The following is a 13,864-nucleotide window of genomic DNA, read 5'->3' as shown; positions in this document are numbered from 1 at the left end:
TACCAGATACATGCTGCTGCCCTGTTGCTTTCCAAAAGGAGATGTGAGAATCTTCATTTTGGAAACCAAAAGGTCGGATGAGTGATGAAGAAAACTGACGTAAAACAGGGAACGCTGGCCCTGATGGTGCTGAAGACGCTGGAGGTCCTGGGCCCGTTGCACGGATATGGGATTGCGCGCCGGATCGAACAGATCAGTGGAGCTCTGCTGGCGGTAAACCAGGGCACGCTTTACCCCGTGCTTTTGAAGCTCGAGCAGGAAGGCTCGATCGACTCGGACTGGGGAGCGTCAGAAAACAACCGCCGCGCGCGCTACTACCGGCTGACAACGGCCGGCAAGCGCCAGTTGCAGAGCGAAGTACAGGATTGGCAGCAGACGACCGAAATCATGGCGCGGTTTCTTTCGGCCCGGGCGGAGGAGCTCCAATGAAATTCTTAAGGCGATTCTGGAAACGGATATCGAATTTCGTAGCCCGTCGCAACGGCGCGGGACGACTGCGCGAGGAGATCCAGGAACACCTCGCGCTGGAGACAGAGGCAAACATCCGCGCCGGAATGAAGCCGGAAGAAGCACGCCGCAAGGCGGTGCTGCAGTTTGGATCGGTGGAGGCAGTCCGCGAAGGCTATTCCTCTGAAAAGGGCCTTCCACTCGTCGAAACGATTCTCCAGGACTGCACATATGCCATCCGCATGCTGCGCAAATCTCCGGCGTTTACCGTCGTCGCGATTCTCACGTTAGCGCTCGGAATCGGCGCGAACGCTTCGATCTTCTCGCTGATCCATGCGCTGCTGCTGAAGAACCTGCCGGTGGCCGATCCCAAGACACTACTGCGTCTGGGCAACTCCAACGATTGCTGCGTGGGCATGGGGTCACACGACAGCGGAGAGCACTCGCTGTTTTCGACCAACACCTATGAGTATCTTCGCAAGAACCTCCCCGAGTTCGAGGACTTGGCAGGCATTCAGGCGGGGTGGACGTATCGGCAAGTGGTGGTGCGGCGCGAAGGATCGGAGGATCCGCCGCGTTCCGTGATGGGCGAGTTTGTTTCCGGGAATTACTTCAATACGTTTGGCGTTGCCGCGGTGGCGGGGCGGACCTTGGTTGATAGCGACGACGTGGCAGGCGCGCCGCTGGCCGCGGTGATGAGCTATGAGACGTGGAAGACGCGGTTTCACGGCGATGCGTCGATTGTGGGCGGCACGATCCGCGTGAATACGCATCCTGTGACAGTCGTGGGGATTGCGCCGAGGGGGTTTTACGGAGACAGGCTGTGGAACGCGCCACCGGAGTTTTATTTTCCGATTGAGACGATGGTTCCGATTGCCAATGTGACCTATGTGCACGGGACGGAAGCTCAATGGCTTTACATGGTTGGGCGTGTTAGGCCGGGCGTGAGCCGGGCTCAGCTACAGCAGAAGGTGAACACGCTGCTGCAGCAGCAGCTGGCGACAACGCCGCGCTACAGATCGGAAGAAGGCAAGCTGAAACTGAAGAACCAGCATGTTGTGCTCACGCCGGGAGGGGCAGGCATCCAGGCCATGCAGGAGCAAAATGACCGGCAATTGCGCCTGCTCATGGCGGCCTCAGGGTTGCTGCTGCTGATTGCTTGCGCGAACTTGGCGAACCTGCTGCTGGTGCGCGGTATGGCGCGCAAGGCGGAGATGAATGTGCGGGCCGCCCTGGGCGCGCGGCGCGGGCGGATTGTGCGGCAATTGCTGACGGAGAGCGTGCTGCTGGCAGGCGCAGGCGGATTGGCAGGCCTCGCGGTGGCGTATGCCGGAACGAGCATGCTGCTGGCGATGGCGTTTCCCGGATCGGTGAATGACCCGATCAGCGCTGATCCCTCCACCGCGGTGCTGGCGTTTGCATGCGGTCTGTCGTTGGTGACCGGGGTTTTGTTTGGAGTGGCTCCGGCATGGATTGCATCGAAGTCAGAGCCAGCGGATGCGCTGCGGGGCGCGCGCACGATTGCCGGAGGCGCGACGGTGCTGCAGCGGACATTGGTCGTGCTTCAGGCGGCACTATCTCTGGTGCTGTTGGTGGGGGCCGGGCTGTTCGCGAAGAGCCTGAACAAGCTGGAGCACATCGACCTGAAACTCGATCCAGTGAACCGGTACATTGTTCACATCAATCCGCAGTCTGCGGGCTACGTCCAGCACGAGGTGGGAGACCTCTACCGCACGATCGAGGAGCGGTTCCACGCATTACCGGGCGTGGAAAAGGTGGGGATAAGCAGCTACACGCCGATGGAGGACAACAACAACGGGTGGAACGTCGTGGTGCAGGGAAAGCCTGATCCGAATCTCATTGCCTCGTACGTCAAGGCGAATGCGGAGTATTTCGATTCGGTGGGAACGAGGGTGGTGATGGGGCGCGGGATCACGGCACAGGATACGGCGAACTCGACAGGGATTGCTGTAGTGAACAAGGAGTTTGTGCGGCGGCTTTTCAAGCCGGGGGAGAACCCGATAGGACAGCACTTTGGGGGAAGCCCGAAGACGGCCGCAGACTGGGAAATTGTGGGAGTGGTGGAAGACACGGCCTACGAGAGCGCTACATTCAAGGACCACATGATGTATTTCGTTCCATTGATGCAGCGGGAGAAGAGCGCTGATTATCCGATCGACAAGGACGAGAACATGTACGCAGGCGCAATCGTGCTGAAGACCAGCCGGCCTGTAGATGACATGGAAACCCTGGCGCGGCGGACGCTGGCGAGCATCAACCCCAACCTGAGTGTGGTGAAGTTCCAGAGTTTCGACGCGCAGATTGCAGAGCGGTTCAGCCAGGCGCGGATGCTGTCGCGGCTGACCATGCTGTTTGGCGGACTGGCACTGCTGTTGTCCACGCTGGGCCTCTACGGCGTGACAGCTTACGCAGTGGCGCGGAGGACTTCGGAGATCGGCATACGAATGGCGCTAGGTGCGCGCCGCGCCACGGTCACGGCGATGGTTGTGCGTGGAGCTCTGGTGCAGGCGCTGATCGGACTCGGGATCGGGCTGGGAGTGGCCATGCTGTGCGTACGCGGTATCGAGTCGCAACTGTACGAGATCAAGGGTGTCGACCCGGGAGTGCTGACGGGAGCGGTACTGATGTTGATAGCCGCGGCTTTGCTGGCAGGATTGATCCCCGCAAGGCGAGCGGCATCGATTGAGCCGGCGAGGGCGCTGCGGGCTGAATAGGCGCCTTCATTGCGCCCGATTGCTTCGCCCCTCTTCGAGTAGCTGACGTGGTAGGCAGACTGAGTGCGATTAGCCGGCCAGGAGCTGCTTCGCCACCTTCGCGTAAAGGTCGACCGCCTCAACCAGTTCGCGCTTGGCGATCTTCTCGTACGGAGTATGCGCCACGTGGATGGATCCAGGACCAAGCAGCAGCGGCTCGCCCCAGTTGCTCAACCATGGAATGTCCGTCGTGAACTTGGCGATCATGGTCGGCAAACCTGGCACGGCGCGCAACCGGACAAACGGAATCTCCAGTGTGAAATCAACGTCCGCGAGTCCTTCAGACGCTTCGAGGATGGCCTGACGAACAGGAGCACCGTCACCCACAAGCCTAGTCAGAACCTGGGCTTCCGCCTTATCTGCAATGACGTTCGGAGCGCGGCCGCCGTTGACGAGGCCCACGTTCACTGTCGTCGGACCGACGTCTTCTGTGACCGGCAGATCGAGCTTTAGCAGGCGCCCGAGCACTTCAATCAGTTTGTGAATCGCAGAGTCGCCCAACTCCGGGTACGCCGAATGCGCCATAGTTCCGGAAGCGCGAAGGATCGAACGCAGAGCACCCTTCGAAGCGATCGCCAGGCGATTATCCGTCGGCTCCCCATTAATGAGGAACCGGCTGCCTTTAGGGCGCTCGTTGGCTACTTTGGCTCCTGCGGAGTCGCGCTCTTCGCCGGACACAAAGAGCAACCCGATCCGATAGCTGTCCGCCCTGAGCGCTTCGGCGGCAGCGACCTGCGCCGCCATGATGCCCTTCGCATCGCAAACACCGCGTCCATAGAGGAATTCCTCGTCCTCACTAAAAGGAATGTACGGCGGAACGGTATCGATGTGCGTCGAAAAAACTAGGTCCGGCGACTGGCCGGCCGGACCAGCGTATACATTCCAGCGCGGGCCGCAGGGAGCGCAATCCGTCGGAGGCGGAACCTCCATCTTCTCCACTTCCCAACCGCGACCGGCAAGGTAGTCCGCCAGAAAATCGCCGCACCGACCCTCACCGTACGTAGTGGATTCAATGTCAACAAGTTGATGGGTCAACCGGATAGGGTCGATCGGAGCATTCTGGGACATGATGATGCCAGAATATCCCACCAGCTCGGCCGAAGCAGTCAGCCCCGCGCTCGCAGATGAAAACGCTTTCGAGCGTACAATCGAAGGTGAATGACCAGCCTAGGCGCATCCGTGAAGGCCGGCCGCAAGGCAGCGACAGCGCGATTGCGCAGCATTGACCTCACGGGCCCGGAAGGTCGCCTCGAAGCGGTGGTCAACGAGGGCCAACCCGATGCACCCTTCGCCGCCCTCGTCTGCCATCCGCATCCTAAAGGCGGCGGCACCCTTCACAATAAGGTTGTCTACCACGCCATGAAGGTACTGAACGCGCCTGAGTGGGGCCTGCGCTGGCCGGTGCTTCGATTCAACTTCCGCGGGACCGGGCTGAGTGAGGGCGAACACGACGGCAAGGACGAGTGGAATGATGTGCTAGCAGCGCTTAACTGGCTTGAAAACGAGTACGCGCTGCCGATTATCGTCGCTGGGTTCAGCTTCGGCGCCGCCATGGCCCTCAAGGCCTGCACGGAGACGGGAACTCCCGTGCGAGCTGTGGCAGCTCTCGGCCTGCCCACGCATGCCGCCGGAAGAACCTACCGCTATTCATTTCTGAAACATCTTCATCTACCCAAGCTGTTCCTCAGCGGCGACCAGGATCAATACGCTCCGCGTGACGAGCTCGAGACCCTGATTGCCGCCGCATCTGAACCGCGAAAACTGGTGCTTGTTCCCGGCGCCGATCATTTCTTTACCGGCCACCTGGCGTTGATGCAGAGCTCCCTGGCCGGTTGGTTGAAGGAGCAAGCGCTATGACCCCGGTGAGCGACGCGGCTCTCGAGAACCTGCACGCAACGGCAACAGAAATTTTCACCGGTGCGCTGGCGGCGTGCAGCATCGAATCGGCTTTCGACCGACGGTTGCGATTCGAAGGTAACGTACTGCATCGCCTGATGCCGGACGGCAGCGGCCCGGATACGATCGACCTCTCGCATTACAAGCGCGTATTCGTAATCGCGCTGGGCAAGGCGGCTGGGCCGATGGTGGAGGTGCTGCTGGAACGCATGAAGCGGAGAAAGGGACTGCGGGGCATCTGCTGCTCAAGCGTCCTGCCGAAAAGACGCAACTGGCGATTTCGGTACTTCGAGGGCGGGCACCCTCTGCCGAACGAGGACTCGTTCGCCGCCGCACGGGCCGCATTGGCAATGCTGAAGAAAGCGAAGAAGGATACGCTGGTCTTCTTCCTCATCTCTGGCGGCGGGTCGGCGCTGTTTGACCTGCCGATTGATCCAGCGATCACCCTGGAGGACACACGCGCCTTCCACCAGGCGCTGCTGGCGTCGGGCGCACCGATCGACCAGATCAACACACTGCGTAAGCACTTCTCGCAGGTGAAAGGTGGTCGGCTGGCGATGGCAGCGCCAGAAGCACTGAAGGTGTCACTGCTGCTGCCCGACGTGCCGCTGCGTTCGCTGGACGCATTGTCCTCGGGACCGACGTCGCCGGACCACAGCACGGTCGAGGATGTACGCGCCATCATCGCGAAGTACGAGTTGAACGAAAAGTTTCCGGCCCAGGTACGCCAATTCTTCGAGCGCGAAGACATGCCGGAGTCGCCGGGAAACAAGAAGCAGCGTCCGCTGCTTCCGAAGATCGCAGAAGCGGTGCTGGCGCGGCGGATCACGGCCGCCGCAACCATGAAAGACGAGGACGACGCATTTCGCGACTCTGTCTTCGAGATTCTGCTCTCGAGCCACGACCTGGTTGAGAATGCTCGAGCCGTTGCCCAGAGAGCCGGCTACTTCGTGGCGGTCGACAATAGCTGCGACGACTGGGACTATGCCGATGCGGCCCGCTATCTCCTGGAGCAGTTCCACACTCTCCGCTCTGCGCATCAGCGGCTCTGCCTCGTATCCGCGGGAGAGGTGACGGTGACACTGAATCGCACGCCGGGTGCAGGCGGCCGCAATCAACAGTTCGCGCTGGCCTGCGCACTGGAGTTGGCGAAGCACCCGGGCGAGGCGATGACAGTGCTGAGCGCTGGCACCGACGGTATCGACGGCAACACGCAATCTGCGGGCGCCATTTCCGACCCGACGACGATTGCGCGCGCCGAGGCTTTCGGGTTTGACCCGGCGCGATCACTGGCGGAGTTCAACGCGTGCCCGCTGTTCACGGCCCTGGGCGATTCGGTTGTGACCGGACCGACGGGCCACAACCTGCGCGATCTGCGGTTGCTGATCTCGGGCTGAGCCTGGGAAATCCGACCTGAAAACGGGTTCTAGAGAAAGATTCCTTTGTCTGTGCGCGCAAGTGCTTTAGGATGATTGCGTGCCCCGGAAAGGAACCCGCAAGACCGTCGCCAAAGCGGCGGATATCCGCACCGTCGCCGCATTGGCCAAAGTGTCAATCGCCACGGTGTCGCGCACAATCAACGGTTCGCCGGCTGTAAGCGACCGCCTGAGCAAGCGCGTTTGGCAGGCCATTGAGCAGTTGAACTACTTCCCCAACACCCATGCGCGGAGCCTTGTCTCCGGGCGCAGCCGGCTCTTCGGCATCATCGTGGAAAACATCACGAACCCGTTCTTCCCTGAGCTGATCCAGAGCTTCGAAGAAGTGGCGGTGGCCAACGGCTACGAAATCCTTGTCAGTTCATCAAACAGTGATCCAGCCATCCTGACAACCTGCGTGCGACGCATGCTCGAGCGCAAGGTGGAAGGCGTTGCAGTGCTGACCTTCGGCGAGGAAGAGCCCGTGCTTGATCAGCTGGCGCACCATAACGTCCCGCTGGTGCTGGCCGAATTCAAGTTGGATGACCCGAAGAGCAGTACGATCCTGCTGGACTACTCAACCGGCTTCAAGGCAGCGGTCAGGCACCTGGTTGGCCTCGGGCACCGAAAGATCGCTTTTCTTGCCGGACCTCACACACTACACTCGGCAATCACGCGCGAGAACGACTTTCGCAATGCGATGCAGGAAGCGGGGTTGCCGGTAGATCCAGCTTCCGTAATTGTCTGCGATCACACTCTGCGTGGCGGCGTTGCTGGTTTTGAGAAATTACAGACGCTGGGTACGCGTCCCACGGCGGTCATCTGCTCGAACGATATGACCGCCATCGGCGTGCTGCGCGCCGGCTACATGAAAGGCCTGCGCGTACCGCAGGACCTGTCTGTAGTTGGACTGGACGACATCGACTTCTGCGAATTCACGCTGCCGCCGCTGACCACTATCCGGCTGTCCCGCACCGACTTGGCAAGGGCTTCCTTCGATGCTTTGCGTCAGCAGGCAGAAGCTGCACCCGCAGCACAGATACAACGCGAGTTTCTGGTCTCGACGAGCCTGGTAATTCGGGAGTCGACCGCCCCGCCAGGATGGGTTTAGTTCTTCTTCAGGCGTGAACATGAACCGCGCGGACCGAATGTGCGCGCATTTCCACTATAGATTCATGATTGGCTAGAGCGGCGGTGCGCCTATCGGAGTGGAGAGCCGGCTCGCCAAAAACAATTTCCGCCGAAAAGCCCGGTGCCCGGAGCAGCTTCCAGAGGTGGGCGAGGAAGTCCGCATCTCCGTACCAGCAGTACTCGCTTTCACGAAGATCGCCGTCAGGCACATAACGCAAAGCGGCAGCTGTGACGGACGCGTGCTCATCGATGGCCGGCTGGAATAATGCCGAGTGAAAGCGCAGCACTTCTGACCCGTCCGTGCTGGTGCCTTCAGGAAAGAGCAACACGGGAACGGGGAGTCTAAGCCGTTCCGCAATTTCGCTGGCGGCCGCAGCCGCGGATGCTCTGCTGGAGCGGTCGAGGAAAATAGTGCCGCCCGCACGCGCGGCGAGGCCGAAGTACGGCCACTTCGCTATTTCGGCTTTCGAGACGAATACGCAGGGCATCACGCTGCTGAAGACTGCGATATCGAGGTAGCTCAGGTGATTGGATACGACAAGGCCATGCGTGGGCGGCGTTCCGCTAACTGTGCAACGCACGCCGACGCTGCGCAAGACTCCGCGGCAGGCGCTCTGCAGCCAGAGCGCACGCTGCACCGCGGTCAGCGGGCCGCCGACCCGCATCAGCACGAGGCGCACCATGCAGAATGCGAGAGCCCATATGAGCGCGAGTGCGCGGCGGACTGTGCGAAGGTTCATCGCGTCAAGTCTACTGTGCGAGCGGCGCCAGGAACCGGTTACGCGCCGCCGACGACAGCAACTTTAGATCGAGTATAGTCAGGAAGTCTATCGTGCCGAATGCGCGATCCCACGCCGGCGGTGCCGCGATGCGGGCGCCGATAGCGAGATAAGTCTTGAGCAACCTGGGAACCTTGACCGCTTCCACAGTCATGCTGTCTGCGTCAGCACGCGTGATCTTCTCCATCGGGCATTCATAAGCAGGTGTTGGATGCGTGCTAGATCCCGATCCGACGCGGTAATTCTCCAACTGGCGATAGAGGTCCCATCCTTCGCCGGGATTGCGCGAATTGAGCGAAGAACACCCAATCAGGTAGCGGAGCCCCGCATCCGTGGCGTACTGCGCGATGCCCCGCCACAGTAAGGTCAGAACCTCCGGCGTGCGGTGATCGCGGTCGATGGATGCGCGACCCAACTCTAGAATTTCGGGACGCAATGATTCGTATAGCGATAGGTCGAACTCTTGCTCGGAGTAGTAGCCAAGGTTCAAGGCGGCGGTGATGCCCGACTGCATGCGGTACGTGCCGACAATGGCACGCGAGGAATTCTCCTGATGCTTGTCTTCCACAAGGAGGTGCTCGCAAAACCTGTCAAATGGATCCGTATCGAGCCCCGTCTCATAGGAGCTTTCGAGGCCCTCGCCTAGTTCCAGATTGAAGACGCGGAAGCGCAAACGGCATGCGGCTTCCCGATCTTCAGCTGTTTCAGCAAGACGCAACCGGTAGCGCCCGACTTCCGCGTGAACGCGAGGCGAGGAACCAATCGGCGCACGAAGCGACGTGCGCTGGGGAACAGGAACTTCAACAACGCAGGCAGTTGGAACTGCCGGCTCAACTGTAGCCGTGTCGACAATGGGCGGATTCACGCGGTTATTGTCGGGCGATCACTGTAAGAGGAGGATGAAGCGCCTGCAAATGTTTGGTTGCAGCACGCTTCAACGTCAACACACAGTTAATTTGATCGCGCGAGACGGCGGCCCGCTTCGCTACGACGATGGATGAACCCAGATCGCGTTCCCCCCGCCGGAAACCATCTTCACGTCAAGGATCGAAGTCTTATCGACCGGCTGCGTGCTGAATGTGGTGTGGGTAGCGTTCTGGTCGGCGTCGGGGGCGTCGGCGTAAATTTCGGCCGTGTATTTCCCTTCCCCAAGAAAATCGAGCGGCACGCGCACAGTGCGGGCATCCCAGTTGGTAATGGAGCCGATGTACCAGTCCTTACCGCTGCGCCGCGCCACGGTGATGTTCTCCATCGGGCGCCCACCGAGGACGCGCACTTCATCCCACGTGGCGGGTACCTGCTTAATAAATTCGAAGTCGTGCTGACCTGCGTAGCGCTCAGGATAGTCGGAGACCATCTGGAGAGGGCTCTCAAGGACCACATACAACGCGAGTTCATGCGCGCGCGTGCCAAGGCTCATGGGCTGCACGTTGCGGCCGACGAAGGTCTCGCGGTTCGCATTGCCGAAGGCGCCAGGCGTGTAGTCGAGCGGCCCTGCGAGCATGCGTGTGAACGGAAGTGTGGTGTTATGGACGGGCGAGGTGCGGGCGCTCCACTTGAGATACTCCTTGCCCATGACACCTTCGCGCGTGATCAGGTTCGGATACGTGCGGCGTAGGCCGTCAGGCTTGAAGGCGCCGTGGAAGTCAATCATGAGGTGATACTGTGCGGCGAGATCCACGACGTGACGATACCAGGCCACCATCTGCTGATCGTCCCGTTGCATGAAGTCGATCTTGACGCCCGCGATGCCCCACTGCTCGAAGAGCGGGAAGGCCTTGTCCATGTATTTGTCGACTGACGTCCAGTGCGACCAAAGCCAGAGCTTTACGTTCTTCTCCTTCGCATAGCGAAGCAGCTCGGGCATGTCGACAGCGGGATCGAATTTGGTGATGTCTGCAACCGCTGCGTAATCGTCGGGCGATTTGCGATTGGCCAGCGCCCAGCCCGCGTCAATGAGCATGTAGGGGAAGCCAGATGCGGCGGAGAAGTCGATGTAGTGTTTGAGCGTGGCAGTGTTCATGCCTGGCGTGAAGGTTACGTTGGCGGCGTAGTCGCCGGACCACCAGTCCCATGATGTCTTTCCGGCTTTAATCCATGAGGTGTCGGCAATCTTTGAGGGCGGATTGAGATTCAGAACGATGTTCGATTCGATCAGACGGCCGGGATTGTCAGCGATCATGAGCACACGCCATGGCGTGGTAAGCGGCGCGTCGCCTTCAACTGCTATCGAGGGATGGTCGATCCGAGGCGAGAGTTGCGTGCGCAATGCGAGGCGCTCGTCACCCTTGCGCAGGTACATGCCGGCATAGTTCTCGATGTCAGCCTCGGTGATTCCCACCCACGCGACGCCCGGAATTTCCGTGAGAAGGGGCAGCCCTATGAGCCAATCGTTATGGATACCACTCACATTGCGCGCCTGGTACTCGTCTTCATAGGAGGACTGGTAACCATCGAGGAGTAGCGGATAGGTCATGGCATCCTTGCTGAAGCGGAAGTCTGTGAGTTCTTTCTCGAGACGGACTTGCTTGAGGCCGGGCTGGTCGGGCACGATCATGCGAAATGCGATCCCGTCGTCGTAAGCTCGGATTTCGACCGTGAGCTTACGGTTGGCATCGTCCTCAAAATCGGCGCGGATTGCGTTGTAATGGTCGCGGACCTGGCTAGTTTTGCCGGCCGGAATTGTATAGGTCTCGTCGGCTTGGCTCGGCTTGACTGCGACTTGCTTCATCCCGGGTCCGAGTGGCGGTTGCCCGTCGAACTTCAATCCGAGCAGGGACTCATCGAAGACGCGCTTGCCGTGGAATTCAACAATGTAGTGCAGGCCGCTTTTCGCGCCGGGACGCGTCAACAGCATCATGGAGACTGCGCCGTTGGGAGATTCGACGCGGGGAAGACCGGCGTCATCCTGAGCAGGTGCTCCATGAAGTGAGAGAGAAAGGAAGAGGCAAGAGAATATTAGCCGGGCACGCAACATAGGTTCGGTCTCCGAAACCGGATGTTAACACGGAGAGCAGATTAGGTAGAGCGACCAGAAGGTGAAGTGCCCGCCGAGGGTACGATGGCGGGCGCTTCAGACTGCTGAGTTGGCTTACAAGCACGCTTCAGTTGGTATAGATGCGGACATAGTCCACGGTCATGTCGCCCGGAAACACTGTCGTCGCATTGGGGCCGCCGGGCCAATCGCCGCCGACGGCAAGGTTCAGGATGATGAACTGAGGGCCCACATCGAACGGCCAGGTACCGGAAAAATTTGCCGGCGTGAATGTGGCGTAGATGTTCGCGGGATCATCAACGTAATACTCGATTTTGCCCTTGGACCAAATCATGCCATAGGTATGCCACTCAGCAGCTGTGAAACCCGCGGCATGATACTGCTGCGTCCCATCCGCTTTACTGCTTGACGTGCCGCCATGGACGGAGCCGGCAATCCAGTCATATCCTGGCGCACTTCCATTGAGGGGCGGGTTATTGCCGTCGATGTGTTCCATCACGTCGAGTTCGCCGCAAGCCGGCCAGCTGATCGTGGCGATATTGTTGCCGAGGAGCCAGAATGCGGGCCACATGCCCTGCGATTCAGGCAGTTTCATCCTCGCCTCAATGCGGCCGTACATGAAACTGAAGAGGCCTTGCGACTTCAGGCGCGCCGAAGTGTAGACCGTAGAAGATGGGTTCCGGGCGACGATATGCAGGAAGCTGTCGGTTCCGATGTAGGCATTGGGATTATTTGAATCGCAGGAGGCGGCGGTCGAGCCCCAAGCGCAGTAAGTTTCGAGTTCATTATTGCCGCAGCAGTTGGTGCCTACATCATAGGTCCACGTGGAAGCATTCGGACCAGCGTTGGTGCCCCCTGCATTGGAAAACTCGTCGCTCCAGACCAGCGTCCCGGATGCAATATTCGGCGTGAACGCCTGCGAGGCAACGGCGCTGTCGGTGTAGGAAGAGGCTGTGGCAATTGCTTTGACGGTGATGCTGGAAGAGACGAGGAAGGGCGCCTGGTAGATCTCCGACGAAGAACTGGGAGCAGAACCGTCGAGTGTGTAGTGAATGGTCGCGCCGTTGGTCGTATCAGCCAGGGTCACGATGACTGCACCGCCCTTTGCATTCGCCGTAGTGATGGTCGGCGTGGCGGCTGTCGGTTTGGTTGTGGGCGGCGGGTTGCTTCCCCCCGAACCGCTGGAGTTTCCTCCACAGGCGCACATCATAGTTCCGGACAGCAGCAATAAAGCCAGCATGAATCCTCCACTTCGCATAGGTCCCCCAAGAGTATTGCAGATTGAATCGTCCCGGATGAGAACACGGTGGAGGCGCGGCGTCAAGTACGGCCGACACATACTGCAATCGAGAAAATCTGTCGGGAATCAGAGGGCAGTTTCGGGCAGGTACTCACGCAAGGTTTTGGACAGGCGTGGACTTCCTACTTCTCCCACGACCTTGATCAGGCGGGCAGTAAGTTCAGCATTTGATGAGAGCTTTGCAAGGGATTCGATGGCGATGTGCGCCTCGCGATCTTCACGCTCGATCAGGTTAACCAGGTAGTCGGTCGCCTGGGGAAGCCGCGTAAGGGCAATCGCGTTGAGAAGCACACCGGCAAACCAAGGGTCAGCCATTGGCCTAACGGGGTTGCGGTGGATGTTGAGCAGTGCATCAAGGGCCCCCTGAGTGTGCGTCTCAGCGAGCGCGAAAGCCGCTTCAGCGGCGGTATCGTCGCCTGATTCGAGAAAACGGGACACGAAGGGAATGCCAGCGGTCCGTTCGAGATCGAGCAATGCGCGAAAGCACACGGAGAGCACTTCGGGGTCCTCTCCGGGGATGAGAGCGCGAAGACGCAGGACAGGAACGGCTAGCTCGCCGATCTGCGCGATGGCGCGGATCGCTTCGGAGCGGACGCTCTTGTCGGGATCGGCGAGCAGGTCAATGAGGAGCAGCAGAAGCTCGTCGTTGGCAATGCCTTCGCAAGCGACGAGAGCATGCGCGCAGTTGGCGCGGAGGGTTCCCGCCGTATCGGAACGGCCGCCCCAGACCGGCTCCATCTGATGATGGTGCAATCCGAGGAGGAAGAGACTCTTATCCCGACATTCGAGTTTGGGAAGCGCTCGGCTGAGAGCATTCTTCGCCCAGCATTGCGGGTCGGACTTCTCCGGATTCACAAAAAAACGCTGGAAGGCCGCGATGAGTTCGGGGACAAGCACGGCCAGGCAGTTGTCTTCGGCAAGCCTTGCGGCCTTGGCAACAAGGAAGTTGCTGCGGGCGGAAAGGGATTTCTTAATGAAGAGGACGTTGTCAGGATCCAGAGTGCGGCCGCTCAGCGCTTCGAGCGCTTCCATCTGTTCGTCAAAGACGCGATGAGCCATCGATTGCCCCTGAATCCGAAGACGTCTGACAAGTGTACGCCGAATCCCTCACGAAGCGGTGCAAAGGA

The 13,864-nt window shown here is 60.0% G+C and carries 11 protein-coding genes; 5 read left to right on the top strand and 6 right to left on the bottom strand.

The annotated features are described in order from the left end of the window. Nucleotides 1–81 precede the first annotated feature (81 nt). Complete coding sequence (locus MOP44_RS17340; protein WP_260791509.1) at nucleotides 82–429, top strand: PadR family transcriptional regulator; 348 nt, start codon at nucleotides 82–84, stop codon at nucleotides 427–429. After that, nucleotides 426–3,182, top strand: a complete 2,757-nt coding sequence (locus MOP44_RS17335; protein ID WP_260791508.1) for an ABC transporter permease — start codon at nucleotides 426–428, stop codon at nucleotides 3,180–3,182. The genes MOP44_RS17340 and MOP44_RS17335 overlap by 4 nt, the downstream gene beginning before the upstream one ends. A gap of 69 nt (nucleotides 3,183–3,251) precedes the next feature. Here MOP44_RS17335 and MOP44_RS17330 read toward each other — a convergent pair whose 3' ends face one another. After that, entirely contained in the window at nucleotides 3,252–4,289 is a 1,038-nt protein-coding gene (locus MOP44_RS17330; RefSeq protein WP_260791507.1) for a M20/M25/M40 family metallo-hydrolase, read from the bottom strand. 90 nt (nucleotides 4,290–4,379) lie between these two features. On the opposite strand from MOP44_RS17330, the gene MOP44_RS17325 reads away from it, so the two are divergent. The 3 genes from MOP44_RS17325 to MOP44_RS17315 all read left to right on the top strand — a co-directional run bounded on the left by MOP44_RS17325 (nucleotide 4,380) and on the right by MOP44_RS17315 (nucleotide 7,643). Beyond that, on the top strand, nucleotides 4,380–5,078 hold the full coding sequence (locus MOP44_RS17325; protein ID WP_260791506.1) for an alpha/beta hydrolase: 699 nt from the start codon (nucleotides 4,380–4,382) through the stop codon (nucleotides 5,076–5,078). Then, nucleotides 5,075–6,514 carry a glycerate kinase type-2 family protein gene (locus tag MOP44_RS17320; RefSeq protein ID WP_260791505.1) on the top strand — a complete coding sequence of 480 codons (1,440 nt, stop codon included), beginning with the start codon at nucleotides 5,075–5,077 and terminating at the stop codon, nucleotides 6,512–6,514. Before MOP44_RS17325 ends, MOP44_RS17320 begins: the two co-directional genes overlap by 4 nt. A gap of 79 nt (nucleotides 6,515–6,593) precedes the next feature. After that, nucleotides 6,594–7,643 (top strand): LacI family DNA-binding transcriptional regulator, encoded by a 1,050-nt coding sequence (locus MOP44_RS17315; protein ID WP_260791504.1) that lies wholly within the window; start codon nucleotides 6,594–6,596, stop codon nucleotides 7,641–7,643. A gap of 7 nt (nucleotides 7,644–7,650) precedes the next feature. Here MOP44_RS17315 and MOP44_RS17310 read toward each other — a convergent pair whose 3' ends face one another. The 5 genes from MOP44_RS17310 to MOP44_RS17290 form a co-directional block, all read right to left on the bottom strand. Further along, entirely contained in the window at nucleotides 7,651–8,403 is a 753-nt protein-coding gene (locus MOP44_RS17310; RefSeq protein ID WP_260791503.1) for a lysophospholipid acyltransferase family protein, read from the bottom strand. Between the two features lie 10 nt (nucleotides 8,404–8,413). After that, nucleotides 8,414–9,307, bottom strand: a complete 894-nt coding sequence (locus tag MOP44_RS17305) for a GNAT family N-acetyltransferase (protein ID WP_260791502.1) — start codon at nucleotides 9,305–9,307, stop codon at nucleotides 8,414–8,416. 120 nt (nucleotides 9,308–9,427) lie between these two features. Continuing rightward, complete coding sequence (locus MOP44_RS17300; protein ID WP_260791501.1) at nucleotides 9,428–11,419, bottom strand: glycoside hydrolase family 97 protein; 1,992 nt, start codon at nucleotides 11,417–11,419, stop codon at nucleotides 9,428–9,430. A gap of 127 nt (nucleotides 11,420–11,546) precedes the next feature. Continuing rightward, nucleotides 11,547–12,677, bottom strand: coding sequence for a family 16 glycosylhydrolase (locus MOP44_RS17295; protein WP_260791500.1), 1,131 nt, complete (start codon nucleotides 12,675–12,677; stop codon nucleotides 11,547–11,549). Nucleotides 12,678–12,803: 126 nt separating this feature from the next. Then, nucleotides 12,804–13,796 carry a HEAT repeat domain-containing protein gene (locus MOP44_RS17290; RefSeq protein ID WP_260791499.1) on the bottom strand — a complete coding sequence of 331 codons (993 nt, stop codon included), beginning with the start codon at nucleotides 13,794–13,796 and terminating at the stop codon, nucleotides 12,804–12,806. Nucleotides 13,797–13,864: the final 68 nt, after the last annotated feature.

This window comes from Occallatibacter riparius (genome assembly GCF_025264625.1).
GTDB lineage: Bacteria > Acidobacteriota > Terriglobia > Terriglobales > Acidobacteriaceae > Telmatobacter > Telmatobacter riparius.
The sequence above is the reverse complement of the archived record's forward strand: the minus strand, read 5'-3'. Positions and strand labels throughout refer to the sequence as shown.